At 66.8% G+C, this 25646-nt stretch carries 25 protein-coding genes; 6 read left to right on the plus strand and 19 right to left on the minus strand.

Features of this window, described 5'->3' with window-relative positions; all coding sequences use genetic code 11:
• On the minus strand, positions 1-918 hold the full coding sequence (locus tag J2P76_RS19190) for a LysR family transcriptional regulator (RefSeq protein ID WP_207409448.1): 918 nt from the start codon (positions 916-918) through the stop codon (positions 1-3).
• Positions 919-1059: 141 nt separating this feature from the next.
• Here J2P76_RS19190 and J2P76_RS19195 point away from each other — a divergent pair, with 141 nt between their 5' ends.
• Positions 1060-1467: a RidA family protein gene (locus J2P76_RS19195; protein WP_207409449.1), complete on the plus strand. Its 408-nt coding sequence runs from the start codon at positions 1060-1062 to the stop codon at positions 1465-1467.
• Here J2P76_RS19195 and J2P76_RS19200 read toward each other — a convergent pair.
• The 13 genes from J2P76_RS19200 to J2P76_RS19260 form a co-directional block, all read right to left on the minus strand.
• Entirely contained in the window at positions 1436-2389 is a 954-nt protein-coding gene (locus tag J2P76_RS19200; RefSeq protein ID WP_207409450.1) for a LysR family transcriptional regulator, read from the minus strand. The two genes, J2P76_RS19195 and J2P76_RS19200, sit on opposite strands and share 32 nt — an antisense overlap.
• A 48-nt stretch (positions 2390-2437) precedes the next feature.
• Positions 2438-3610, minus strand: coding sequence for an acyl-CoA dehydrogenase family protein (locus J2P76_RS19205; RefSeq protein ID WP_207409451.1), 1173 nt, complete (start codon positions 3608-3610; stop codon positions 2438-2440).
• A gap of 15 nt (positions 3611-3625) precedes the next feature.
• Entirely contained in the window at positions 3626-4606 is a 981-nt protein-coding gene (locus J2P76_RS19210; RefSeq protein ID WP_207409452.1) for a Bug family tripartite tricarboxylate transporter substrate binding protein, read from the minus strand.
• A gap of 23 nt (positions 4607-4629) precedes the next feature.
• Positions 4630-6183 (minus strand): class I adenylate-forming enzyme family protein, encoded by a 1554-nt coding sequence (locus J2P76_RS19215; RefSeq protein WP_207409453.1) that lies wholly within the window; start codon positions 6181-6183, stop codon positions 4630-4632.
• Positions 6180-6638, minus strand: coding sequence for a MaoC/PaaZ C-terminal domain-containing protein (locus tag J2P76_RS19220; protein ID WP_207409454.1), 459 nt, complete (start codon positions 6636-6638; stop codon positions 6180-6182). Before J2P76_RS19220 ends, J2P76_RS19215 begins: the two co-directional genes overlap by 4 nt.
• Positions 6635-7750 (minus strand): mandelate racemase/muconate lactonizing enzyme family protein, encoded by a 1116-nt coding sequence (locus J2P76_RS19225; protein WP_207409455.1) that lies wholly within the window; start codon positions 7748-7750, stop codon positions 6635-6637. Before J2P76_RS19225 ends, J2P76_RS19220 begins: the two co-directional genes overlap by 4 nt.
• Positions 7750-8724: a Bug family tripartite tricarboxylate transporter substrate binding protein gene (locus tag J2P76_RS19230; RefSeq protein ID WP_207409456.1), complete on the minus strand. Its 975-nt coding sequence runs from the start codon at positions 8722-8724 to the stop codon at positions 7750-7752. Before J2P76_RS19230 ends, J2P76_RS19225 begins: the two co-directional genes overlap by 1 nt.
• Positions 8725-8748: 24 nt before the next feature.
• Positions 8749-9915: a CaiB/BaiF CoA transferase family protein gene (locus J2P76_RS19235; protein ID WP_207409457.1), complete on the minus strand. Its 1167-nt coding sequence runs from the start codon at positions 9913-9915 to the stop codon at positions 8749-8751.
• Complete coding sequence (locus J2P76_RS19240) at positions 9912-10607, minus strand: dienelactone hydrolase family protein (protein ID WP_207409458.1); 696 nt, start codon at positions 10605-10607, stop codon at positions 9912-9914. The genes J2P76_RS19235 and J2P76_RS19240 overlap by 4 nt, the downstream gene beginning before the upstream one ends.
• A gap of 16 nt (positions 10608-10623) precedes the next feature.
• Positions 10624-11772, minus strand: a complete 1149-nt coding sequence (locus J2P76_RS19245) for an acyl-CoA dehydrogenase family protein (RefSeq protein WP_207409459.1) — start codon at positions 11770-11772, stop codon at positions 10624-10626.
• Positions 11773-12747 carry a tripartite tricarboxylate transporter substrate binding protein gene (locus J2P76_RS19250; protein ID WP_207409460.1) on the minus strand — a complete coding sequence of 325 codons (975 nt, stop codon included), beginning with the start codon at positions 12745-12747 and terminating at the stop codon, positions 11773-11775. It abuts the gene before it with no gap.
• An 8-nt stretch (positions 12748-12755) separates the two neighbouring features.
• Positions 12756-13550: a citryl-CoA lyase gene (locus tag J2P76_RS19255; protein WP_207409461.1), complete on the minus strand. Its 795-nt coding sequence runs from the start codon at positions 13548-13550 to the stop codon at positions 12756-12758.
• A gap of 148 nt (positions 13551-13698) precedes the next feature.
• A complete protein-coding gene (locus tag J2P76_RS19260; RefSeq protein ID WP_207409462.1) occupies positions 13699-14610 on the minus strand; it encodes a LysR family transcriptional regulator in 912 nt (303 codons plus the stop codon).
• Positions 14611-14732: 122 nt separating this feature from the next.
• On the opposite strand from J2P76_RS19260, the gene argC reads away from it, so the two are divergent.
• Positions 14733-15659 carry an N-acetyl-gamma-glutamyl-phosphate reductase gene (gene argC / locus J2P76_RS19265; protein ID WP_207409463.1) on the plus strand — a complete coding sequence of 309 codons (927 nt, stop codon included), beginning with the start codon at positions 14733-14735 and terminating at the stop codon, positions 15657-15659.
• 28 nt (positions 15660-15687) lie between these two features.
• Here the strand turns inward: argC and J2P76_RS19270 are convergent, their stop codons facing one another.
• The 5 genes from J2P76_RS19270 to J2P76_RS19290 are packed head-to-tail and all read right to left on the minus strand — an operon-like array spanning position 15688 to position 20404.
• Positions 15688-16782 (minus strand): SDR family oxidoreductase, encoded by a 1095-nt coding sequence (locus tag J2P76_RS19270; protein WP_207409464.1) that lies wholly within the window; start codon positions 16780-16782, stop codon positions 15688-15690.
• Positions 16783-16789: 7 nt separating this feature from the next.
• On the minus strand, positions 16790-17761 hold the full coding sequence (locus tag J2P76_RS19275; RefSeq protein ID WP_207409465.1) for a tripartite tricarboxylate transporter substrate binding protein: 972 nt from the start codon (positions 17759-17761) through the stop codon (positions 16790-16792).
• Positions 17762-17789: 28 nt separating this feature from the next.
• Positions 17790-18707 carry an SMP-30/gluconolactonase/LRE family protein gene (locus J2P76_RS19280; protein WP_207409466.1) on the minus strand — a complete coding sequence of 306 codons (918 nt, stop codon included), beginning with the start codon at positions 18705-18707 and terminating at the stop codon, positions 17790-17792.
• Between the two features lie 9 nt (positions 18708-18716).
• The gene (locus J2P76_RS19285; RefSeq protein ID WP_207409467.1) at positions 18717-19043 is read right to left on the minus strand and encodes an AtuA-related protein; all 327 of its coding nucleotides are present in this window, start codon (positions 19041-19043) and stop codon (positions 18717-18719) included.
• A 2-nt stretch (positions 19044-19045) separates the two neighbouring features.
• Positions 19046-20404, minus strand: coding sequence for an acyclic terpene utilization AtuA family protein (locus tag J2P76_RS19290; RefSeq protein ID WP_207409468.1), 1359 nt, complete (start codon positions 20402-20404; stop codon positions 19046-19048).
• Between the two features lie 152 nt (positions 20405-20556).
• On the opposite strand from J2P76_RS19290, the gene J2P76_RS19295 reads away from it, so the two are divergent.
• From J2P76_RS19295 to J2P76_RS19310, 4 genes are all read left to right on the plus strand, one after another.
• Positions 20557-21480 carry a LysR substrate-binding domain-containing protein gene (locus tag J2P76_RS19295; RefSeq protein ID WP_207409469.1) on the plus strand — a complete coding sequence of 308 codons (924 nt, stop codon included), beginning with the start codon at positions 20557-20559 and terminating at the stop codon, positions 21478-21480.
• A gap of 23 nt (positions 21481-21503) precedes the next feature.
• A complete protein-coding gene (locus J2P76_RS19300; RefSeq protein WP_207409470.1) occupies positions 21504-22991 on the plus strand; it encodes a TPM domain-containing protein in 1488 nt (495 codons plus the stop codon).
• 274 nt (positions 22992-23265) lie between these two features.
• Positions 23266-24243 (plus strand): LysR family transcriptional regulator, encoded by a 978-nt coding sequence (locus J2P76_RS19305; RefSeq protein ID WP_207409471.1) that lies wholly within the window; start codon positions 23266-23268, stop codon positions 24241-24243.
• The gene (locus J2P76_RS19310; protein ID WP_207409472.1) at positions 24236-25639 is read left to right on the plus strand and encodes an aspartate ammonia-lyase; all 1404 of its coding nucleotides are present in this window, start codon (positions 24236-24238) and stop codon (positions 25637-25639) included. The genes J2P76_RS19305 and J2P76_RS19310 overlap by 8 nt, the downstream gene beginning before the upstream one ends.
• The last annotated feature ends 7 nt before the right edge of the window (positions 25640-25646 follow it).

A 25646-nucleotide genomic window follows, 5' to 3' on the forward strand; every position in this document is an offset into this window, starting at 1 on the left:
CTATCGCCCTTGTACGGGCGCGTGCCGCGCCATCAGCGCGACCACCCAGTCGATGAACACGCGCAGTTTGGCGCTGACATGCCGGTTCGGCGGAAATGCCAGATACATCGGCATCGACTCCAGTTGCCAGCCGTCGAACAGCCGCACCAGCTCGCCCTGCGCGACGTGCCGCGTGGCCATGTAGTCCGGCAGCCACAGAATTCCCAGCCCGGCCAGGCCGGCCGCCAGATAAGCGTTGCCGTCGTCGACCGCCAGCGCGTAGCGGCCCTGCACGCTGATGCTTTCTTCGCCGCGGCGCATGGTGTACGGAAAAGCCCTGCGCGTGCGCGACCACATGAAACCCACGATACGGTGATGCGAGTCTTGCAGTTCGAGCGGATGCTCCGGCCGGCCCGCCAGGTCCAGGTAGCTGGGCGCCGCATACACGCCCAGCTGCAAATCGCCCACGTGGCGCGCCACCAGCGACTGGTCGGTGATTTCGCCGCCGCGCACCACACAGTCCACGTTCTCGTCGATCAGGTCCACCACCCGGTCGCTGACCCCCATGTGCAGCTGCATGTCGGGATACCGGGCGTGGAACGCCGGCAAGGCCGGTATGAGAATCATGCGGGCAAAGGGGCTGGGCACGTCCACCCGCAGCCGCCCGCGCGGCAGCGCGGACGCGCTGGACAGGCTGGTCTCGGCATCGTCCATATCGGCCAGCAGCCGTATCACGCGCTCGTAATAGGCGGCGCCATCGGCCGTGACGTTGACCTTCCGCGTGGTGCGGTTCAGCAACTTGACGCGCAGGCGCGCCTCCAGCTGCTGCACCAATTGCGTCACGCTGGTCTTGCTCATGTGCAGGGTCTGGGCTGCTTTGGTGAAGCTGCCGGTTTCCACCACGCGGGCAAACGCCTGCATCGCGTCGATACGGTCCATCGCCACTCCGGTTGCCGGGAAATTGTTTGGATTTTACAAACAGTGCTGGATGCAGTTGCTGGTTTATCGGCGCCGCGCGCGTCTTTACAGTGTGCTCATCACCAACCCAAGGCCGGATCCGGCCCCGATGGAGCTTCCAGAATGACCACGCGCGATGTCGTTTTTCCCCCGCAACGCCATGCGCTTTATGAGCGCAACCGGTATTCACCGGCGATCCGGTCCAATGGTTTCCTGTTCGTTTCAGGGCAAGTCGGCAGCCGGGACGACGGCTCGCCCGAACCCGGCCTGAAGCAGCAGGTGCGGCTGGCGTTCGAGAACCTGAATGCCATTCTGGCAGAGGCGGGCGGCTCGTTCGACGACGTGATCGACGTCACCGTTTTCATGGTCGACCCGCAATCGAAATTCGAGACCATCTGGCAGGTCGTGCCGGAATACTGGGGCCAGGCGCCCTACCCCACCATCACGGCGGTCGGAGTCACCTGGCTGTATGGCTTCGATTTTGAGATCAAGGTGATCGCTAGGCTGCCTGAGTCGGCCGGCTCTCCATGAACAGCTGGGCAATGACGCCGCGCAGCCAGCGCGTGCCCTCGTCCTGGTGGCTGCGCTCGTGCCAGAACTGCTTCACCTCGAAGCTGGGCGCCGCCAGCGGCAGCGGCAGAATCTTGATGCGCCGCAACGGGGCCATGACCCGAGCCACCGTGCTGGGAATGACCGCCAGCAAGTCGGTGGCCTCCAGGATCTCGGGCACTACCGTGAAATGCGGCACCCGCAACGCCACGTGGCGGCGCAGGCCCTGCTTATCCAGGTATTGCTCGATCAGCGTGGTGGTGGACGATTGCGGAGACACCCGGCTGTAGCGCGAGCCCGCCGGCTCGATCATGATGTGGGACTCGGCCGAGAACTGGCCGATGTTCAGGCGGCGGCCAATGCGGGGATGGCCGGCCCGCATCAGGCACACATGCTGGTCGCTGAACAGGCGCTGCTGGTAAAAGCCCGCCGTCAGCGCCGGCAGGAAGCCGATCGCCAGGTCGGCGTCTCCCGCTTCCAGGGCCTCGCGATAGCCTTCGCGCGGCAGCTGCAGAATGCGCAGGCTGATGCCGGGCGCCGCCGATTTCAGGTGATGCATCAGGCGCGGCAGGTAGACGACTTCTCCCAGGTCGCTCAGCAGCACCTGGAAAATGCGTTCGGAATGCGCCGGGTCGAAAGCCACCGCGCTTTCCAGGCCGGTCTGCAGCATCGACAGGCCGGCCCTGACGCTGGAGGCAATACGATGCGCGAAGGGCGTGGGCTCCATGCCGCCCTTCACTCTTACAAACAACGGGTCGCCGCACAATTGCCGAAGCCGCACCAGGGCATGGCTCATCGACGGCTGCGACAGGCCCACCCGCAGGCCCGCCCGGGTCACGTTGCGCTCTTGCATCATCGCGTCGAATGCCACCAGCAGATTCAGATCGATATTCTCGATATTCATCGTAGTTGTCCGTAAAGCGATCTCGTTCGCTGGCGGCGGCGCGGCGGGTCAGGTGTCGAAGCGGTTCACTCCATGCCGGCCGGACAGCACGCCCGCGGAGATGATCATCCGCTGCATTTCGGACGACCCCTCGGTGATGGTCCGGCTGCGTGCGTCGCGAAACATCAGTTCCAGCGGCAACTCGCGCGACAACCCCAGGCCGCCGTGTATCTGGATGGCCCTGTCGACGACCCGGACCAGCATCTCGTCCGCATAGAGTTTCACGGCGGATGCCTCGAGATGATAATCCAGCCCCTGGTCGGCCTTCCAGGCGGCATGGTAGACCATGGCGCGCGCCGCGTGCAGTTCTACGGTGGAATCGGCGATCATCCACTGAATGGCCTGGCGCCTGGCCAGCGGCTGCCCGAAAGTCTGGCGCGTATTGGCGTAGTCGATGGCCAGCTCCAGCGCGCGCTGCGCCCGGCCGATGGCCTTGGGGCCATGGATCAGGCGGCCCATGTCGAGAAACTCGCGCGCCAGCTCCCATCCCTTGCCGATGCCGCCCACTACCTGGCCGGCCGGCACCCGCACATCTTCGAACAACAGTTCCCAGGGCCGGTCCGGCGACATCAGGTCGAAGCATTGCCCCAGGCGCAGGCCCGGCGTGCCGCGATCGACCAGAAAGCACGACACGCCCAGGTCCTGGCCGTCTTGCACGGTCCTGGCGAACAGCTGCACGAAATCGGCCTTGTCCGCGCCGGTAATGAATATCTTGGCGCCATTGATGACGAATTCTCCGCCATCAGCCACTGCCGTGGTCTTCATGCCGGCCGGGTCCGAGCCCGCCCCCGCCTCGGTCAGGGCAAAGCAGGTCCGCTTGGCGCCCTGGACCACGGGCATCAGGTACTTTTCTTTCTGGCGCTCGTCGCCGTGGAACAGCACCGGCCCCAGGTAAGGCGTGAAAACCGTCGGGGCGCGGAACGACGGCACATTGCAGCGCGCCAGCTCTTCGAAGACCACGCACATCCCGACCACGCCGACGCCGCCCCCGCCCACCGCTTCCGGCAGGTCGAAGGCCCAGAAGCCCAGCTGCTTCGCCTTGTCCTGCAGCGCCTGCCGCACCTCGTCGGGAATGTCGGCCTCATTGGCGTAGCGGGCCTCCAGCGGCGCCAGTTCTTCCGCCACGAAGCGGCGGGCCGAGTCGCGCAGCATGCGCAGCTCGGGCGGCAAGTCAAAATCCATGGGCAGCTCCGTTGCTTAGTTCAGCTTCACGTTCAAACTGCGTATGCTGTGCTCGTATTCCTGGCGGTCGCGCGCCAGGAAGCGGGCAAATTCCTCGGGCCCCTGGTCCAGGGGCTCCAGGCCCACGCTGGTCACGAACTTTTCCTGGAACGCCGGCTGCGCCAGCACTTGCCGCACGTCGGCCGCGATCTTCGCAACCACTGCCGGCGGCGTTCCCGCCGGGGCGACCAGGCCGAACCATGCCTGCGACACCATCGCCGGAAAGCCCAGCTCGGCAAACGTGGGGGTATCGGGAAAAGCGGCGATCCGCCGCGGAGCGGCCACGGCCAGCAGGCGCACCTTGCCGGCCCTGACCATGGGAATGGACGGCGGCACGCCCACCATCGCCATGTCGATCTGCCCGCCCAGCAAGGCTGTCATGACATCGGCCACGCCTTTGTACGGCACATGGTTCAGCTCGATTCCCGCCAGCGCCGAGAAAGTCGCGGCATCCAGGTGCGCCTTGCTGCCGATTCCGTACGATCCGTAAGTGACGTGGCCGGGCCGGGCTTTGGCCTGCGCGATCAGTTCCGTCAGGTTCCGGGCCGGGAAATCATTGCTGGCCAGCAGAATCTCGCGGGTCTGCGCCACATTGGCCACCGGCGTGAAATCCTTTACCGGATCGTAGGGCAGCTTGCGGTACAGATACTGGTTGGACGATACCGTGGGATCATTGGCCATCAGCAGCGTATAGCCGTCGGGCTCCGAGCGCGCCACGTATTCCGCGGCAATGATGGTATTGGCCCCCGGCCGGTTCTCGACGACCACGGGCTGCGACCACCGGCCGGCCAGTTCCTGCGCCAGCCCCCTGGCCAGCACGTCGGCCAGCCCGCCGGCGGTGAACGGCACCACGATGCGCACCATTCTCGCGGGAAACGCATTGTCCTGCGCGGCGGCCGCACCTGTTCCCAGGGCCAGCGCGGCAACGCCCGTTGCCAGTATCTTGAACACACCCATGCCAGTCTCCTTTTGTCGAACCGTCAAGCCACCTGCCTGGCCCCCTTGCGCCAGTACGGGGCCCGCAGGGCCTTCTTGTCTATCTTGTTGGTGCTGGGAAGGCGCGGCAGCGCATCCATGAACTCGATGCTGCGCGGCTTCTTGTAGCTGGCGATGAGGCTTCGGCAATGCCCGACCAGCGCGGCCTCGTCGGCTCGCGCGCCCGGCTTGAGCGCCACGAAGGCCTTGACCGCCTCGCCCCATTTCTCGTCGGGCACCCCGATCACCGCGGCCTCTTTGACCGCCGGGTGCAGCAGCAGGGCTTCCTCGACCTCGCGCGAATAGATGTTCTCTCCGCCCGAAATGATCATGTCTTTCTTGCGGTCCACGATGAACAGATAGCCGCCCTCGTCGAAATAGCCGAGATCGCCCGTCTTCATCCAGCCATCCTGCAACGCCGCGGCTGTTTCCTGTGGCTTGCGCCAGTATCCCTGCATGATGGCCGCCGAACGCATGTGGATTTCACCGATCTGGCCATCGGGCAGCACAGAGCCGCCTTCATCCACGATGCGGATATCCACGCCCAGGATGGGCTGCCCGGCCGAGGCCATGCGCGCCGCTTCGGGCTCCGATCCGTCCGGCAGGTGCTGGTGCTTGAGCAGGGCCGTCCCGGGCCCGTGCTCGGTCATGCCATAGACCTGCATGAAGACGGGCCCGAACGTCGCACGCGCCAGCCGCGACAGGGCCACCGACATCGGGGCCGAGGCATAGCACACCATCTGCAGGCTCGACACATCGAAAGGCGTGGCGGCCTGCACGTCTATCATGGCCTGGATCATGACCGGCGCGAAATGCGCGGCGGTCACCCGGTGCATTTCGATGCTGGCCAGAATCTCGCGGGGGTCGAACTTCCTGTGCAGCACGATGGTTGCGCCGCAGATCAGATAGCTCAGCAATTCCGTGGGCCCGCCGATGTGGTACGCCGGCATCACGATCAGCATGCGGTCGTCCTGCCGGGCCCCGTGCGCCAGGGCCAGCATGCGCGCCTGCTCCACCTGCCCGCCGTTGCCCAGCATGACGCCCTTGGGCACACCGGTAGTGCCGCTGGTATAGATAAGGAACAGGGTATCGTCGTCGCGCGCGCGCCAGGGCGGCTCGCCCGTGCCGGCGCCGGCCACGGCGCGCTCGTAGCTGTCCGCTTCCGGCCCGGGCCCCAGGCGCAGGACTCGCGCATGTCCGGGCAGCGCGCCCCGCAATTCGGCCGCGCGCTCGGCGTACTCGGGCTCGTACACCAGCAAGGCGGGTTCGCAGTCGCGCAAGATGGCGGCCTGGTCGGCCGGCGCCAGCCGGTAGTTCAGCCCCACGGCAATAAAGCCGCAGGTGCCCGCCGCGGCATACAGCTCCAGGTATTCGGGGCAGTTCTGGGCCAGGATGGCGATCCGGCTGCCGCGTTCCAGCCCCAGGCCGGCCAGGGCGTTGCACAGCCGCCGCACGCGCCCGGCGAATTCGCCGTGGCTGATGCTGCGCCCTTCGAACACAAAGGCCGGGTGGTCCCGGTAACAGCGCGCATTGCGCTCGATGACGTCGCCAAGAATCATGCTTGTCCTCCTGGAACCAGGCGCAGCAGGGTGCTGCCGTATCCTTCCTGGACGATGCGCGACCGGGCGTCCAGCAGTTCGAAACGCCGCTCGACAATGGCGCGTTCGCCGCCCGAGGCGATACGCTTCGCATGGATGCTGGCGCGCACGCGCACGGTGTCGCCCACCAGCAGGGGCCGCCGGTAGCGCCATTCCCGCAGACCCAGCGCGCCTATCACCGGTTCGGCGAACTCCGGCAGGCGGGTCGACATGCCCATCGTCAGCAAGATCCCGTACGGCCCATGGAACATGGGCCCCGGCATGCCCTCGGCGCGGCAGAATTCCTCGTCCGCGTGAATGGGATGCCAGTCTCCGGTAAGCATGCACGACAGGGACAGGTCTGCCTGCGTGAGCGTGCGCGCCGTGCCGGTGTAACAGGCGCCCACGGCAAGGTCGCGGTAGCACACTGCGCTCATGGCATCACCTGGAAGGCCGCCATCTCTGTCCAGTCGACGCGCTGGCACACTGACGGCCAATCGGGCATGGCGATCTCGCCGTCGACCACTTGCGGCACATCCGCGATGAACTGCTCGCGCATTGCCAAGAACCAGGTCAGTTCGGCCGGCAGTGCCGGCTCGGGCATGGCGGCGGCGAACTGCAGGCCAGCCCAGGTTCCCAATGCGCTTTCGCCCATCAGCCCGGCCACCGCGGCAGTGCCGCCGGCCGCCGCCAGCTGCTGCATCGCCAGCACATCCGACAGCCCGAAGCGGCCTGGCTTCAGGCTCAGCGCCTTGGCGCCGCGCTCCAGGAACAGGCGCGCGTCGCGCACGCCGGTCATGCCGAAATCCACCAGCAGCGGTACATCCAGCGCCTGCTGCAGCGCCGTGAAATCCCGGTCCGGGCAGAACGGGCAGGGATCTTCGACCACCCTCGCACCGGCCTGGCCCATGGCCCGGGCATACGCGGCCGCATCTTCGGCCGGATAGGCGCCGTTGGCATCCACATAAAGCGCGACGCCGTCGCCGACAGCCTGCCTGACCGCGGCCATGCAGGCCAGGTCTGTGGCCTGCCCTTGCCCGCCCTTGATTTTCAGGGTGCGAAACCCGAACCGCGCCACCATGTCTGCCGCCTCGCGCGCCATCGCCGCGGGCGGCTGGCGCGTGACGGCCCAGGACACGGGCACCCGCGGCCGGCCGTCCAGGCGGCGCCACAGCGGCACGCCGGATTTTTCGGCAAGCCAGTCCCAGCATGCGTTGTCGATCAGGGCCTTGGCGGGCTGGTTGCCGGGAATCGCTTCCAGCACGGCCCGCAGCTGGCGCGGATCGGAAAGCCCCTGCCTGCGGACCAGGGGCTCGAATATCTCGGCCAGCACACAGCCCAGGCTGGCCGCCGTGGCGCCGACCCAGGTCGGCTTGACCGCCAGCTCGGCGGCGCCGGCGCAGCCGGATTCCGTCTCGATGCGCAGCACCACGAAACTGGCTGCCGTCTCGGTCAGGTCGCTCCATTGAACCGCCCGGGCATACGGCAGCTGGCGCACGTACACCTTCCAGCCCGTGATGGGCTCTGCGGCCGGCATGCGGGCGTCCATCAATCCGCCTCCGCGCCGAAGGCGTCGATCAGCGTCTTCCACTTGGGGGACTCGACCGCCACGTACGCCTCCAGTTGCGCGGCGTCCAGATAGTGCGGCTCCGCGCCCAGCCCGGTCAGCCTGGCTTTCATGTCGGGGTCGCGCACAATGCGCTCGATCTCGGCGCTCAAGCGGGTCACGGCTTCACGCGGCGTATCCCTGGGCGCGAACAGTCCGTACCAGGCCAATGCCTCGAACCCCGGATACCCGGCTTCCGCCACGGTGGGCACCGACGGCGCCAGCGCGGTGCGCGTGCGGGATGTCACGGCCAGGGCCCGCAATTTCCCGGCCCGCACCTGGGGCAGCACCGACGGCATCGTGAAAAACGTCATCGAGACATTGCCGGCCAGCACGGCCGTGACCGCCTCGGGCCCGCTCTTGTACGGAACATGCTTGATACGGACGTGCGCCATGTTCTGCAGCATCGCGCCCGCCAGGTGGCCGGATGTCCCCCTGCCGGCGGATGAGTACGTCAGTTCTCCGGGCCGCTGCTTTGCCAAGGCGACCAGTTGCGCCACCGACTTGACGGGCAGGTCGGGGTTCACCACCAGCAAATTGGGCGCGATTGCCACCATGGCCACCGGCGGCACGTCGCGCATGGGGTCGTAAGTCAGGTTCTTGTACAGATGCGGACCGACCGAATGGGTGGGGCTGCCGCTGACCAGGAACACATAGCCGTCAGCCGGCGAGCGAGCCACCTGGGCCGCGCCCAGATGACCGCCGGCGCCCGGCCTGTTTTCCACGATGAACGGCTGGCCCAGCGCCTGCGCCAGTTTCTCGGCCAGCGACCTGGCCAGGATATCGGCGCTGCCGCCGGCTCCCGACGACACCACCAGGCGGACCGGCCGGTCGGGCCAGGCGCCCTGCGCCGCGGCGCAGGCCAGGCCCAGCATCATCGCGGCGGCGGCGCGCGCGCATTGCATCCGTACGTTCATGTGACGCTCCCCTTTCAATGCGGCTCAGACCACGCCGGCCTGGCGCAGGCCCCGCAGTTCTTCGTCCGACAGCCCCGCCTCGCGCAGCACGTCATCCGTGTGTTCGCCCAGGTCGGGCGGCGGCAGGAAATCACTGCGGTTATCGCCGTCGTACCGGATGGGCCGGTGCGCGGCCCGCAACGTGCCGTGGCGCGGATGCGCCTGCTCATAGAACACGCCCTGGTGGCGCACCTGGGGGTCATCCGCCAGCTCGTCCAGGCGGCGCTCCGGCGTGAACGGCACATCGTGGCGCTCCAGGCGGGGCACCCAATACTCGCGGTCCTGTTCCGCGAACACCTGTGCCAGCGTCGCCGCCAGTTCGGCGTACCCCTCGATGCGTTCGGCGCGCGAAGGGTAGGCGGCCAGCAGATCGGGGCGGTCAATGGCCGCCGCCAAGCCGCGCCAGAATTTCTCGGGCGAAGACAGGTGCAAGCCGATCCGGCGGCCGTCGCGGCAGGTCACGACATAAGACTGCGACATCGCCGCCCGGCCATACAAGGATGGCGCGCGCCCGGTCGCCAGCATCGAACCCAGCGGTTCGCAGGCCATCGCGATCATCGCTTCGAGCATGCTGACCTCGACCTTGCGCCCGCGGCCGGTGCGCGCACGCTCGACCAGCGCGCCCAGTACGCCAAGCGATGCGTAGATGCCGGCCACCGCATCCGACACCGCCGGGCCGGCCACCTTGGGATCCGCACCCGCGTGGAACATCGACAGCCAGCCCGAGGCGGCCTGGCCGACGTTGTCGTAGGCCGGCCGGGATGCATACGGCCCGCTCGCCCCGAACCCCGTGATCGCGCAATACACCAGGCGCGGATTGAGCGCCTGCAGCCGCGGCGCCCCCAGGCCCAGCTTTTCTTCCACGCCGGGACGCATATTCAGAATGATGGCGTCGGCGCCGGCGATGAGCCGGTCCAGCACGGCCAGCCCTTCCGGCCGCGCGTAGTCCAGCGACAGGCTGCGCTTGTTCCGGTTGTGCGCCTGGAACTGCGGGCTGTACAGCCCGCCTTTGAAGGCGCGGAACGGATCGCCGGCGCCGGGCCGTTCGACCTTGATCACGTCGGCGCCCAATTCGCCCAGCAGCATGCCGGCCAGCGGCGCGGTGATGAAATTGCCCAGATCCAGTATCCGGACGCCTTGCAGCACTTTCATCGATCCGCTCCCAGCACCGACTGCAGGAAGCGCTGTGTGCGCGCATGCGCCAGGTCGGCGTCTTCGGCCGCGCCACGCGTATAAAAGCCATGATCGGCCTGCGGATAGCGATGCAGCACGGCGCGCGGCGCCGCGGGCAGCGCCGCCTCGATCCGGTCGACCGCCTCGGGCGGCGCATAACGGTCGCGGCCGCCATAATGCAGCATCAAGGGGCACTGCAGCGAGCCGGCCTCGTCCAGGCTCTTTTCTATCCCGACGCCGTAAAAAGCCACGGCGGCGTCGACCTTCAATCGGGCGGCCGCCCGATAGGCCAGCTTGCCTCCCAGGCACAGCCCGACCACCGCCACCCGCCCCTGGAAGCCCTGCATGCCGCGCACGTGCGCCACCGTGCTCCCGATGTCCTGGATGCCCGCCTCTTCGTCAAAACGCTCCAGGTACTCGAAGGCCCGCGCCACGCCGGCCTTGTCGTGGCCCAGTTCGATGCCCGGCTCGATGCGCCAGAACAGGTCCGGCGCCAGCGCCAGATAGCCCTCGGCGGCATAGCGGTCGGCCACCGCGCGGATCGTGTCCGTCACGCCGAAAATCTCTTGCAGGACGATCACCGCGTGCCCGTTCGGCTCGGCCGGCACGCTTGTGTAGGTCGAAAACGAGCGGCCGTCCGCCGCCTGGATCGGTTCGATACTGGTATGCATGGAATCCTCGCTTGCGTCAGGGCAGGTAACTGCCTTTCAATATTTCGCGCGCAATCGAATTGCGGTGAATCTCGGTGGTTCCGTAGCCGATGGACATGCCGCGCGCATCGCGGAAATACCGCTCGAACGGGTATTCCTGGGAAAGCCCGCAGGCGCCGGCCAGCTGCATGGCCTGATTGGTGACCCTTACCGACATTTCATTGGCATAGGTCTTGGCAATGGACACCTGCGCCACCGAATGCCGGCCCTGGTCCATGGCGGCCGCCGCCCCATAGACCAGCGCGCGCGCCGCCTCGATATCCATCGCCATGTCGGCCAGCTTCCATTGCAGCCCCTGGTTGTCGGCCAGCGGCCGACCGAACTGGACCCGGTCTTTCAGGTATTGCACGGCCTGGGCCAGGGCCGCCTGGGCCAGGCCCAGGCAAATGGGCGGATTGCCGGTAATGCGGTCGGCGTCGAGCACCTGCAGCAGGTCTTTCATCCGGCCGGCCGGCAGCAGCAGGTTTTCGGCCGGCACCCGGCAATCCCGGAACACCAGCTCGGCCATGCCCGTGCCGCGCAGGCCCAGCAAGTCCAGGTGGCGGCCCACCGAAAACCCCGGCGCGCCGCGCTCGACCAGCACCGCGCCCACGCCTTTCATGCCGGGCTCGTCCGACAGGCGCACCAGCACCAGGAACACGTCGGCCACCTGGGCGCCGCTGCACCACAGCTTGCTGCCGTCAAGCACATACTGGTCGCCTTGGCGCACGGCCCTGGCCTGCACGTTGCCGACGTCCGACCCGGCATTCGCTTCGGACATGCTCCAGGCCGCGTACAGCTCCGCCTTGGCAAAAGCGGGCAGATAGCGGCGCCTGGCCGCCTCTGAGCCGATCTGCAGAATGGCGCGCGGCGTGGCGCCATCCGTGCAGGAATACAGCATCGCCGTATTGGCGCACGAACGCGCCAGCTGCTCCACCACCAGCACCGTCTCCAGCAGGCCCAGGCCCGCGCCGCCATAGGCCTCGGGCAGGAAGATGCCCGTGTACCCATGTTCGGCCAGCACCTTCAGGTTCTCGACCGGCGGCCGATACTCCTTGTCGGCGGCGGCCGCGCCCGGCGCGAACTGCTTCTGCGCCAGCGCGCGCACCGTGTCGCGGATAAGCCGCTGCTCTTCAGTCAGTTCCAACTACTCACCTTTTGCGCCAGTCAGTTTGATGATGCGTTCGTACTTGGCCGACTCGGCCTGCATGAACCGCGCGAAGTCCGCCGGGCTGGAGGGCGCGGCCTCGACGCCGAGCTTGACGAACTGGTCCTGTATTTCCGCGCTCTGCAGCGCCTTGCGCAACTCGGCCCCAAGCCGCGCCACCAGTTCGGGTGGCGTCGAGGCCGGCGCCACCACGCCGTACCAGGTCATGAATGCGAAATCGTCCAGGCCCGACTCGGCCACCGTCGGGATATCGGGCGCGATGGGCGAACGCTGCGGGCCCGACACCGCCAGGCCCTTCAGGCGGCCGCTGCGCACATGGGGCAGCCCGGAAGACATTCCGGTGAACATCACGTCCACCTGTCCGCCCACCACGTCGGCCAGCGCCGGCGCCACGCCCTTGTAAGGCACGTGCACCAGGTCGATGCCGGCCATCGCCCTGGCCCATTCCATGGCCAGATAATGCGGCGTGCCATTGCCGATCGACGCATAGGTGATCTTGCCGGGATGCGCCTGCGCGGCCTCGATCAACTGCCCCACCGTGGATACGCCAGCCTTGGGATTCGCCACCAGGATGAACGGCACGGACACCAGCTGGCTGACCGGCGCGAAGTCCTTTTGCGAGTCATAGGGCAGCTTCTGCCCGAAGAAAAACGGATTCAGCACGTGCGAATCGGTAATCAGGCCGATGGTGTAGCCGTCGCCTTCGGACCGGGCCACCGCCTCGGTGCCGATAATGGTGCTTGCCCCGGGCCGGTTCTCGATAATGACCGGCTGCCCCAGGCTGTCCGCCATCTTCTTGCCGACGGCGCGCGCCACGATGTCGGTGCCCCCGCCGGCGGGATAGGGAACAATGAACCGGATCGGCTTGTCCGGCCAGCCGGCTTGCGCGGCCGGGGCGCCCAGCGCCAGGCACAGGGCCGCCGCCGCCCGGCACCATCGGGTCTTGATCAACATGTCTCCTCCTATTGGCCGATGCGGGCCGATGTCTCATCCTGGCAGCTTGTTTCTTCTTCAGTACGTCGCCATATCTCGCGCGCAATGGGGTTGCCCTGCTCTTCCACCAGGTGCCCCACCAGCCCCACCGCCCGTCCGATCACCGCGATCCCGCGCGCCGCCTTCCATGAGATGCCCAGTTCGCAGCACAGGGCGCCGATGGCGCCCGTCGCATTCACGGGCAGCGACCTGCCATGGGTGGCCTCGGCCTGCCGGCCGATGGCCGTCATCAGGTCGACATAGCGCCCCGCGTATCCCTCTTGCCTGGCCACTTCGAACAGGCGCGCCGTGCGGGGATCGCGCGGTTTGTGCAGGTTGTGCCCCAGGCCCGGAATCGACCGCCCCTGCTGGCGGAAATCGGCCACGATGCCGTGAGCCACGGTGTCGGCGTCCTGGCCATCGTGCTCGTCCCAGGCAGACTGCAGCATGCGCGCGGCGCCCTCGGCGGTGCCGGCGAAAGTCGTCCCCATGCCGCACAGGCCGGCCGCCACCGCCGCCTGCAGCGATTCCGGCGCGCCCAGGTAGACCAGGCGGGTGGCAATGGCCATGGGCGTCATGCCATGTTCCACCAACGTGACCAGAATGGCGTTGAAGACGCGCGACTGATGCGCATCGGGCAACCGCCCCGTCATTTCCAGGTAGGCCATGTCGCCCAGGTTGAGCGTGCCGATGACATCCCGGACCAGGTCCCGCCCCTGGACGAAGATCCGGTCAGGCGTACTGCGGCCCATGCCGCTGCGGATGGGCTTGCGGTCTTGGTTCATGCTGTCTCCCGCCCCTTTGAATGGAGGCTGTTGCAGGCGGCTTCAGCCGTCTCTTGGAGACGAAAGATAGGCCTTGCCATTGGAGGCTGTCCAATAGAAGGCCTTCATTTTCTGTATGCATGAAACGAATAATGGAAGGAATCCCGCGCTACCGGGCCGCCCCTCGCGCGGCGCGCGCGCCCGCCTGCAGTTCCCACAGCGCGTCCAGCACATGCTGCGTGGCGCGCTCGGCCTGCCCGGCCCGATGGGCGATGCCCAGCTCGCGCCACATGGCCGGGCGCAGCGCGCGCATCGCAATGCGCGCATCCGCCTGCGGCGCGCCGGCTTCGTGCGGCAAGAGCGCGGCGCCGTAGCCCGCGGCGACCAGGCTCTTGATGGCATCGTTGAAGTTCAGTTCAATGCGCGGCGCCGGCCGGAAGCCGCCCAGCGCAAACCATTCGGACGTCAGGCGCGACAGCCGCGTGCTAGCGTCGTTGAGTATCAGCGGCCTGCCCGCCAGCCACGCGGGGGTGATGCGGGCCGGGGCTTGCCAGTGGGCCGGCAGAAAGGCCATGACCGGATCGCGGCGCCACGGGCGAATGGCCAGCCCTGCCGCCGGCGCCTGCGGCAGGGCCACCAGCCCGATGTCCAGCTTGCCCTGCGCAAGGCGCGTCAGGGTTTCCTGCGAGGTCAGCACCGCGATCTGCACATCGATGTCCGGATGCTGCTCGCGCAGCCGCGTGACGGCCTGCGGCAATAGATGCGCGATTGCGCCGGTGGACGCCCCCAGGCGCACGCGCCCGGCCAGCCCCTGCACCTGCCGGCTGACGTCGTCCAGCGTCGACTCGACCTCGGCCAGCAGCCGGCGCGCCCGCTCTACCAGCATTTCGCCCACGGCCGAAGGCCGCACATCGCCCCGCCTGCGCGACAGCAGCGGGGCTCCGATGCGGCTTTCCAGTTCGGCGATGTGCAGGCTGACGGTGGGCGGCGCAAGATGCAGCAGCTGCGCCGCGGCCGCGAACGACCCGTGGTCGGCAACGGCCACCAAGGTGCGCAGCCGGTCGAGGCTGATTTCGCGCATCAGAATTCCCTGATTCAGTAAAACTGAATTACATGATCATTAAATTCAACTTTTCCTATTCTAATGCAGCGGGGAAGATAGGGCTGTTCCATTCCACGACCGCTTTCCAGGCAGGCCACACCATGACTTCCCCGACTGTTTTCATCGACGGCGACCAGGGCACCACCGGGCTGCAGATCCACGACCGCTTGCGCGGCCGCGCCGACATGCGGCTGCTGACCCTGCCGGCCGCCGAGCGCAAAGACGCGCGGCGCCGCGCCGAAGCCATCAACGCCAGCGACATCGCCATCCTGTGCCTGCCGGATGCAGCCGCGCGCGAGTCGGTCGGCTTCATCCAGAACCCCGCCGTGCGCGTCATCGACGCCAGTTCCGCGCATCGCACCCAGCCCGGCTGGGTGTACGGCTTTCCCGAAATGGCCGCGGGCCAGGCGCAACGCATCGCCCAGGCGCGGCGCGTCACCAACCCGGGCTGCTATCCCACCGGAGCCATCGCGCTGCTGCGGCCGCTGCTGGAAGCCGGCCTGCTGCCGCGCGACTACCCGATAGCCATCCACGCCATTTCCGGCTATTCGGGCGGCGGCCGCGCCGCGATCGACGCGCACGAATCAGGCGCCGCGTCGGGCGTGGCGCCGTCGCAGGTGTACGGCCTGGGCCTGGAACACAAGCACACGCCCGAAATCGAGCTGCACGCGGGGCTGGCCAACCGCCCCTTCTTCGTGCCGGCCTATGGCGCGTACCGGCAGGGCATCGTGCTGACCGTGCCCATCGAACTGCGCCTGCTGCCGGCCGGCGTCGACGGGCAGCGGCTGCATGCCTGCCTGGCGGACCACTACGCGCACGCGCGCCACGTCGATGTCATGCCGCTGGCGCAGGCGCAGGCCGCCACGCACCTGGACCCGCAGGCGCTGAACGGCACCAACGACCTGCGGCTGGGCGTGTTCGCCAACGCCAGCCGCGGCCAGGTGCTGCTGTCGGCCGTTTTCGACAACCTGGGCAAGGGCGCGTCGGGCGCGGCCGTGCAGAACCTGGATTTGATGCTGGCGAAGTAAGCGCGGGCCGCGTCGACCCGCGCTTCAGCTAAGAAACGGCAGGCGCCGGAATGAACTTCCGGTCGGCCAGCACCTGCAGCCAGTGCCGCACGCATTCTTCGGTGTCGTACACCTGCGTGAATCCGGCCTGCTTGATCTTCACCGTGCTGACGAACGCGGGCGCGGGGGCTGCCCGCAGGCCATAGCCGAACCGTGCGTCGGCCGAATAGTGCGACTGCCCCAGCAGTTGCGCCATGCTCATCGGCCGCAGCCCGTGCTTCTTGACGATTTCCGCCCACAGGCCGGCGCGGCTGGGCAGGTATTCGGCCAGGCACAGGGGCTGGTCGGGGCCCGGCCTTACGCGCAGGAACGCCGCCAGCCCGGGCCACAGGTCGCGCCAGCTGAAGACCTCGCCGTTGGTCAGGTTGTAGTGCTCGCCCCAGGCCCGCGGATTGCCGGCCGCCCAGACCGCCGCGTCGCCGATCAGGCGCGCATCCACCGCCTCGCGCGGATATGAAATATGGCCGGGATAGCTGAATGCCCGGCCTTCTTCCCGGCACAGCGCGGCATAGATGCCGATGACCGGTATGGTGTTCATGGCCACGCCCACGTTGGGCCCCAGCACGATGGCAGGCCGGAATATCGTCCAGCCGAAACCGCACTGCCCGGCCTTTTCGCGGATGTAGTCTTCCTGGAACCAGTACGAGTTGGGATGGTCGTCGCGCGGCTCGCGCTCGCGCGCGGGGATGCGGATGGGATGCAGGTGGACGCCGTACGCCTTGGTGCCCTGCAACAGGGTCACATGTCCCAGGCGGGCTGCCTGGGCCAGCGGCTCGATCACATTCCGGATCATGGCGAGGTTGGTGGACATCTGCTCCGGATCGCGCCAGCCCGAGATCAGGGTGGGAGTCTCGTAGACCGCGGCATAGACCACATGGCTGACCTGCGCCAGGCTCCCGAAAGCCGCCCGGCACGCCGCGGCGTCCTGCAGGTCTACCGGCAAGTGCGTGAACGCCCGGTCGCTGCAAACCTCGGGACGCCGCCGGGAAACGGCGATGACGTCCCAGCCCGCATTCAGGAACGAATCGACGGCCGCGGTGCCCACCAGCCCGCTGGCGCCTGTAATCAGTACGGTGCGTGGCATGGTCCGGTCAATCCATCACCAGATTGATCTGCTTGAACAGTTCTTTGAAGCGGGCGAACTCGTCGGTCATGCGCTTGCCGAACTCGGCGCGCGAGTCCGAAGCCGCCACGATGCCCAGGCTGGCGAACTTGGCCTGCACGTCAGGGCTGGCCACCGCCTTGGCGATTTCATCGTGCAGGCGGTCCAGTATCTGCGTGGGCGTGCCGGCCGGCGCCACAATGCCGTACCAGGCCACGCTTTCGGCGCCCGGCAGGCCGGCTTCGCCCACGGTGGGCACATCGGGCAGCAGCGGCGAACGCTTGGTATCGGCCACCGCAATCGCCCGCAGCTGCCTCGACTTCACAAACGACAAGATCGGCGGCACGCCGCTGATCACGATCTGGGTGCGGCCGCCCAGCGTATCGGTAATGGCCTCGCTGTTGCCCTTGTAGGGCACGTGCAGAATCTTGGTTTTCGACAGGTGCTGGAACAGCTCGCCCGCGATGTGGCCGCTGGTGCCCACGCCAGCCGACGCAAAGCTCACCTTGTCCGGGTTGGCCTTGATATAGGCGATCAGCTCTTGCAGGGTCTTCACCGGCAGCGACGGGTTCACCAGAATCACGTTCGGGCCCGTGGCGATCAGGGCCACCGGGGCCAGGTCTTTCATCGAGTCGTACGGCATCCTGGCCCGGGCATTGGGGTTCACGGTAATGGGCCCGGCAGAGGCAAAGCCGATGGTGTAGCCGTCTTTGTCGGCCTTGGCGATGATGTCGGTGCCCAGGTCGCCGCCGGCGCCGGGCTTGTTCTCGACGATCACGGTCTGGCCCAGCTGCTCGGACAGCGGCTTGGCCACCAGGCGGGCGATGATGTCGATGGAACTGCCCGGGCCGTATGTGGCGATCAGGCGTATGGGGCGCGCCGGCCAGGTAGCGGCCGCCTGGGCGGCGGTGGCGGCGGCCAGGCCCAGGGCCAGGCCGGCGATCAATCGATGCAGTGTCATGGCGTAGTCTCCTGATAGTGCGTTCTGATCAATTGGTGTGGGAATACATCGGCTTGCCCGGGTGCGGCAGGCGGGCGCGCAGAATGACGCCCTGTTCGGCTTCGGTGATGTACAGGCTGCGCCGGTCGTCGCCGCCGAACGCGACGTTGGTGGTGCGCAGGCCCGCGCACGAACGGATGCGGTACAGCGGCTCGCCCAGCGGGCTGAACAGCCACACCGTGCCGGCCTGGGCGTGCACAATGGCCAGGTTGCCGGCCTCGTCCAGCGCCAGGCCGTCGGGGCCGGCGGTGCTGCCCGACAACTGGATGAAACGGCTGGCTTTTTTCATGGCGCCGCCGGGTTCCAGCCGCAGGGCGTAGATGGCGTTGTCGTGCGTAATGGCCACATACAGCACGTTTTCCGCCTTGTTCAGCACCAGCCCGTTGGGCCCGGCCAGGCCGTCCATCAGCAGGTCCACCGTCTTGCCGTCGGCCCGCAGGCGGAACACGCGGCCGGTGGGGTTTTCCAAAGCGCTCTCGCCCTGGTCGGTGAAGTACAGGTCGCCATTGGACGCAAAGAACAGGTCATTCAGGCCGCGCAGCGCTTCGCGCTGCACATGCTGCATGTAGGGGCGTATGGTGCCGGCCACGGGGTCGACCAGCATCAGGCCGTGCAGGTGGTCGGCCACGAAAATGCGCCCGTCCAGGTGGATCTTCAGGCCGTTGGGCTCGCCTTCGTAGCTGACGACCACTTCAAAGTTGCCCGCGGGGTCCACCCGCAGGATGCGCCCATGCGCCAGGTCCACGCACCACAGGTTGCCGGCGCGGTCGAAGGCGGGCCCTTCCAGGAACGAATGCATCTGCACGTGGCGCGCGGCCAGCCAGGTAGATGGCCGGTCGGTCAGGTGCAGCGATTCGGGCAGCCGGGCAAAGACTTCAGTCTGCAAAGGTTCGGCGGGGGGATACATATCGGCCTCTCAAGATTGCGCCGGGCTGCGCGGCAGCTCTATGCCCAGCATCAGCGCGCTCAGCGACTTGCCGTGCGGGTCCAGGCGCAGCGAACGCGTCACGCCGCCGGCCAGCACATCGGGAATGACGAAATTCAGGGCCTTCAGGCTGGCGACCTCGTAGCGCCTGACCGGCCCGGCGCCCAGGTGCGCAAAAGCCCCCGCCACGCGCTCGGCGGTCAGCATCTGGCGCAACAGCTGCCAACCGGCCTCGTCATAGGCAATGACGGCAATGCTGGACGTATTGCCCTTGTCGCCGGCGCGCGCATGCGCCAAGTCATGGACCAGGATGCCCATCGCTATGCTCCTGTGGTGATCACTTGCGGGTTGACCCAGTCGCGGGGAATCAGCACCGCATCCACCGCGATGATTTCCTTGGCCCCCAGGTTGACCGGGCCGCCCGCGCCATAAGGCCCCTGCATGTTCAGCTGCCGCACGTGGTCGCCCAGCAGATGGGCGCTTTTCTTGTCGGGGCAGCGCGCCGCCACGCGCAGGCGCACCTCGTAAGGCTGGCCGGCCAGCGACGCCGGGTGGCTGCCGTGCAGGCTGCTGATGCCGATCAGGTCCACCTGGATTTCACTGGCCTTGCCGCCATCCAGCCGGAAGCGCTCTTTCACGGTCTCGGCGGCCAGCTGCGCGCGCGCAATCGCGTTGACGCCGGCGTAGGCGACCTCGCCCGTGCCGATCCAGCCGTCGAAGTAGCCGACCACCACCTTGTAGCTGTCGGTGCGCGGGCGGGCGCCCATGCCCCGCACGGCCACGCGGTCGGGCGTCAGTTCCTGGAAATGCAGGCCGTCCAGGCTGAGCACGCAGTCGGGGGTGATGTAGGCGCCGGGATCATGGATTTCGTACAAGGCCTGCTCGGTGCAGGTCATGCGGTCCAGCCGGCCGCCGGAGCCGTCCGGCTTGCCGATGAACAGCTCGCCGTCGCTGTACAGGTCGGCGTAGGGGTACGGCAGCTCGGCCAGCCGCGGCACGTCTTTCTTGCCCGGGTCGGCAAAATACCCGCCGGTGATCTGCGCCGAGCATTCCAGCAAGTGCCCCATGATCGTGCCGGCCGCCAGGCGCGGCCAGTCGTCGTACGCCCATTGGTGGTGGTGCAGGGCCACGCCCAGGAACAACGACGGATCGGCCACGCGGCCCGTCATCACCACCTGCGCGCCGGTGGCCAGCGCGTCCCGCACGATGTCGGCGCCCAGGTAGGCATTGGCCGACGCCAGCCGCGGCAGAATGTCTTCCAGCGGCAGGCGGCGATCCAGCAGCGGCAACTCGGGGTGCGCCCGCACGCGCTCGACTACGTCGTCACCCACGACCGCCGCGCATTGCAAATCGCGCCATCCCAGTTCCCTGCCGATCTCCAGGGCCGTCTGGGCCGCGCCCACCGGATTCGCCGCCCCCATGTTCGACACCAGCCGCACCCCTTTCTGCCGGCACAGCGGCAGGAAGGCGCGCATGCGCTCTTCCAGCATCGGGTTGTAGCCCTGCGCCCCATCGTGCCGGCGCGACAGCGTTTCCCGCGCGATGGTGCGCTCGGCCAGGCATTCGCACACCAGGTAGTCCAGGTCGCACTGCTCCAGCAATTGCAGCGCCGGGCCGATGCGATCATCGGCCATGCCCGCCCCCACCCCGATGCGCAGTCGCGTGCGCGGCTTGTCCATGCCTGTCTCCATCCGTGTCCACCCGCCCGGGGCCCCGCGGATCGCGTGCCGGCCGCCGCCTGGCGGCGAGGTTGATGCAGGCAGTATGAGCAGGATTGCTTGATGCGTAAAATGCTATATTCATATCTCGGTAATAACTTAATTGCATTGCCATGGCCGGCACGCGGCTTACCCTCACCATTTCTGAACTGGAAGCCGTGCTGCTGGTAGCGGAAACCCGCAACTTCCGCGTGGCGGCCGAACACGCGCACGTGTCCCAGCCCGCTCTCAGCCGGCGGGTGCAGGCGGCCGAGCAGAAGCTCAATGCCAAACTCTTCGACCGCGACAAGCACGGCGTGGCCCTGACTGACGCCGGCGCGGAACTGGTGCCCATTGCCCAGCGCATGCTGTCCGAGTTCCGCGATTCGCTCAGCGACCTGTCCGAATTCATCGCTGGCCGGCGCGGCAGCGTCAACATCTGGGCGCTGCCCTCGGTGGCCGCTGCGCTTCTGCCATCCACCGCCCAGGCCCTGCAGCAAACGCATCCGCAAGTGCGCCTGGTGATCCAGGCGGCCTCGGCACGCCAGGTAACCCAGGCCGTGGCCGAAGGCAAGGCAGACCTGGGCATTTCCATCGAGATAGCGGGCCAGCCGGCGGACGTGGAATTCACCCCGCTGCTGAAAGAGAACTTCGTGCTGATCTGCCCAGTGAACGACCCCTTGGCGCGCCGCAAGCGCGTGGACTGGAGCGTGTTCGCCAACCGGCCGTTCGTGGCCAGCGGGCCGGCCAGCAGCATCCGTCTGGTCACCGACCGGATACTGGCGGCGTCGGGCCGCGCGCCCGACGCGAATTACGTGGCCGACAATATTTCGGTGGTGGGGGCCATGGTGGCCGCGGGCGTGGGCGTGGCGGCGGTGCCGCAGCTGGCGCTGCGCCTGATGGACACCACGCGCCTGCGCAGCGTGGCCCTGCATGCCCCGGCAGCCACGCGCGAGATCGGCATTCTGGTAAAAAAGCGGCGGTCGCCGTCGGCGGCGGTGCTGGGCTTCATCGCGGCGCTGCAGCGCGTCAGCGGCGCCATCGTCAACGAAAAATAATCCACACGGCGGGGTAGCATCCCATGCACAAGAAGCCAGGTTTCCTGCTTGCCGCCCTGATCGGCCTGTTGTGGTGCCTGAACGCGCACGCGCAATACACCGTGCAGTCAATGCCCAACCCCAAAAACCAGGGCAACGACCATTACGTCAGCGACCCCGACGGCAATCTGGACAGCAATACGCGCGCGCAGCTGGATGCCATCAGCGCCGGCATCGAACACGCCAACGGCAGCGAATTCGCCATCGTGATCGTGAACGACTACCAGGGCGACAGCGATTTCGACTTCGCGCTGGATCTGTTCACGCACTGGGGCATCGGCAAGCAAGGCAGCAACAACGGCCTGCTGCTGTTCCTGGCCATGGACAGGCACGAGTACCGCTTCATCAGCGGGTACGGGGTGGAAGGCATCCTGCCCGACGCGCTGCTGAAACAGATCGGCGAAACCTACCTGGTGCCGTACCTGAAAGACGGCAACACCGACATGGCCGTGCTGGCCGCCGCCAAGGCGGTCGAAAGCGTATTCCTGTCGCCATCGCATCAGGTGGAACTGGCCAGCCTGCAGGCATACCGGCCCACCTTCTGGAACCGGCACGCCGCCGCACTGGAACAGACCTTCTATGTGCTGGCCGCCTTCGCCGTCGGGTTCGGCTGGATGAGCCTGGCGCGCCGCAGAGTGCTGAAAAAATTCGCCGTCAAGACGGCGCCCTATAAATCCCATTCCTTCTGGTTCGCGCTATTCGCCTTTCTGTTCGCGCTGTTTCTCAGCTTGTTTGTATTCGTGTTTCTGGAAGTGGTCGACCGCGTCTACCAGTTCAACAACCTGCCCGGCTTTGCCGCCGCATTCGGGTCGCTGCTGCTGCTGTTTCACTATTATGGAAGCAACGAATTCCTGAAGAAGAGCACGCGCGACAAGAAAACCGGCCTGGACATGCAGGTTGCCTTCACCCGCCTGAGCCTGCTGCCGCTGCTGCTGGCCCCGCTGGCCTACAAGGGGTATTACAACCTGGCCCGCAATAGCAGAAATTCGCGCCTGCGCGCCGTGCCGCCGGCCGCGGCCGGCCGCTGGGTTCGCGTCAACCGCGACGATATCAAGCGCGCCGACATGAAGCAGTACCTGACCGAACAGCAGCTGCAGGAAGAAAAACTGGGCGCCAGGTCCTACGAAATCTGGCGCGACCAGGAAACCGGCCAGACGCACATCGCCGGCTTCGACGGAGAAAAAATCGCGCGATACGGGGTTTGCCCCAAATGCCACGGGCGGACCCTGCAAGAACCCGCGATCAAAGTGCGCAAGCGGTCGACGCGCACCCAGGCCGGAACAGGAGAGCGCATGCAGGAATGCGCTTTCTGCGACTACAAGATATCGCTGGGAATGGTGGCGCTTGCCAAGCTGCAGAGCAGCAGCAGGTCTTCTTCCTCCGGTGGTTCCGGGGGCGGAGGAAACAGCAGCTCTGGCGGCAGCTTCGGCGGCGGGTCCAGCGGCGGGGGTGGGGCCGGAGGCAAATGGTAAGGTCCGGGCCCCTGGCGGACACAAGCATCGCCCACCCCGGCATCAGGCGCTTGCCCGCCCCGCCGCTTTCCTTTCACTGACGCTCCTGAAGCCCCCGCGCGCCGCGCCTTCCAGCGCGTCTTGAGGGGGCTCGGCACCATTTTCAGTATTTACCCGGATGGACGAATAGCGGTATTGCCGCATCGCGGACATTATTATTAGTAATTCTAATTGTATTAGAACAACTATTCCGAAAACTTCTTTTTGTTCTTAAGCTTCCACGGAACTCCACGCCATGCAAGAAAACCGCCCCATCGACATGCAAGCACTTCGCGTCTTCCTTGCCACCGCCCAGGACTGCAACATGTCCAAAGCGGCCGTGCGCCTGGGCATCACGCAGTCCGCGGTTTCCCAATCCGTTCGAATGCTGGAAGACAGCTTCGGAACACCGCTGCTCAACCGGTCGGCGCGTCCGCTCACGCTGACGGCTGCGGGAATGGCATTGTTCAATCGGGGCAGGGTGCTGATGGAAGAGGCATTGACCCTGCGCGGCGTGGTTATCGAGGCTGCCCAGGGCATCAAGCCCAGTTTGCGGGTCGGGCTGGTCGACTCCTTCGCCGCCACATGCGGCACCGCATTTGTCCGGCAACTGCTTCGAAATACCGCCCAGCTATCCGTGCGTTCCGGCTTGTCGCCAAACCTCGGCGAGGCACTCTCCCGCCGTGAACTCGATTTGGTCATCTCTTCGCGCTCCCTCGATCTGGAAGGCATGGCGAACCGCACCCTGATGACCGAGAAGTTTTTCCTGATCGCGCCCAAAGAAGCGCCCGTTTGCCGGTCAGCCGCGGATATAGCGGCGCTTGCCCGGGCGCTGCCCATCGTGCGTTTCAACCAGCAATCTCATTTGGGCGAACAAGTTGATAGTGCATTGCGGCGCGTCGGCCTCAATCCGCCTCGCCGCCTCGAAGTAGAAACAGCCGACACGCTGACCTCGATGGTGGCAGGCGGTCTCGGCTGGGCGGTGACAACACCGTTATGCCTTTTGCAAGGAGCCCGCTCGGCACCCGCCGTACGGCAGGACTTCGTCGCCGACCTGAATGTCGAACGAAAGCTCTACCTGCATTTCCGGAAGGGCGAGTACGGATCATTGGGGCGCGAGACTTTCGATACGGTCTGCCATGTACTGGAAAGCCAGACCAAAGCCGAGTTGAAGGCTATTAATCCCATCTTGTGCAATCTCATCGAAATACATTCCTGGAGCGAAGATGCTTGACCCCCTAGACAGCCTGCGGACGGAATCCGACTATCTGGGCACCGTCCAGATCCCCTGCGATGCCCTGTACGGCGTGAACACCGTCCGAGGCGTTGACAACCTGACGGTATCGCAGCGGCCCATCGGTTCTGAACGGGAACTCGTGCGTGCCTTCGCGTTCTGCAAATGGGCGGCGGCCCTGGCCAATCGCGATCTGGGGGTACTGGACGACGTCCAATGCGACGCCCTCGTGCAAGCATGCAAGGAACTCGCCGAGGGGCAATACGACGCCTCCATGATGGTGGACTTCCTGGAAGGATCCGGCGGCACCTCGTCAAATATGAACGTCAACGAGGTGTTGGCCAATCGCGCCCAGCAGCTGCTTGGCGGCCAACCCGGCGTCTACGACCGCGTGCATCCGAACGACCACGTCAACCGTTCGCAATCCACCAACGATGTCTACCCGGCGGCCATGAAGATCGCGGCCTATGCCCTGCTCGCGCCGATGATCGAAGAAGTGCGTCTGCTGGCGGCCAGCCTGCGGCGCAAGGCCGCCGAATTCCGCGATGTCCTGCACCTGGGCCGGACCTGCCTGCAGGACGCCCAACCCATGACGCTGGGCCAGCTCTTCGGTGGCTACACGGCGCTGGCCGAACGCCTGGCGGCGGAACTCGAGCGTGTCCGCGACGACCTGCGCGCGCTGCCCTTGGGCGGTACGGCGATCGGCACGGGTTTCGGCGCTCCCAAGGGCTATAAGGCCCGCGTATACGCCCATCTGGTCCAGCTCACCGAAGTGGACTTCCAGCCTGCGGGCGACGCCTTCGACGCCATGCAGAACCTGGACACATTCACGCGGGTCTCGGCCGAGCTGCGTACCTGCGCGACGTCGCTGGGCAAGATCGCATCCGACCTGATCCTGCTGTCTTCCGGCCCCAACGGCGGCCTGGCCGAACTGGAGCTGCCCGCCGTGCAGGCGGGGTCGTCGATCATGCCGGGCAAGATCAATCCGGTACTGCCCATGGCGATCGTGCAGATCGGCTTCGCGGTCACGGGCAACGACGTCTGTATTGCCCAGGCCAACCAGGCCGGGCAACTGGAGATCAATCATTTCGAGCCCGTCGTCGCCGACCGCCTGTACGACTCGATCCGGCTGCTGCGCAACGGCGTGCGCCTCTTCCGCGAGAAGTGCGTCGACGGCATCCGCGCCAACGTCGCGGCCAACGAACGGCATCTGCTGCAATCCACCGCCATCGCCACCGCGCTGATCCCGACCTTGGGCTACGCCAAGGTCAGCGCCATGGTGCGCCAGGCCACCGCAAAGCACCTGAACCTGCTGGACGTACTGCAACAACAGGGCCTGCTTGCCCGCGAGCAGGCCATCGCGCTCACCCGGGAGTCCACCGCCATCGACCGCTGAGCTCCTT

The organism is Bordetella petrii (assembly GCF_017356245.1).
In the GTDB taxonomy this organism is placed as follows: domain Bacteria; phylum Pseudomonadota; class Gammaproteobacteria; order Burkholderiales; family Burkholderiaceae_B; genus Bordetella_A; species Bordetella_A petrii_D.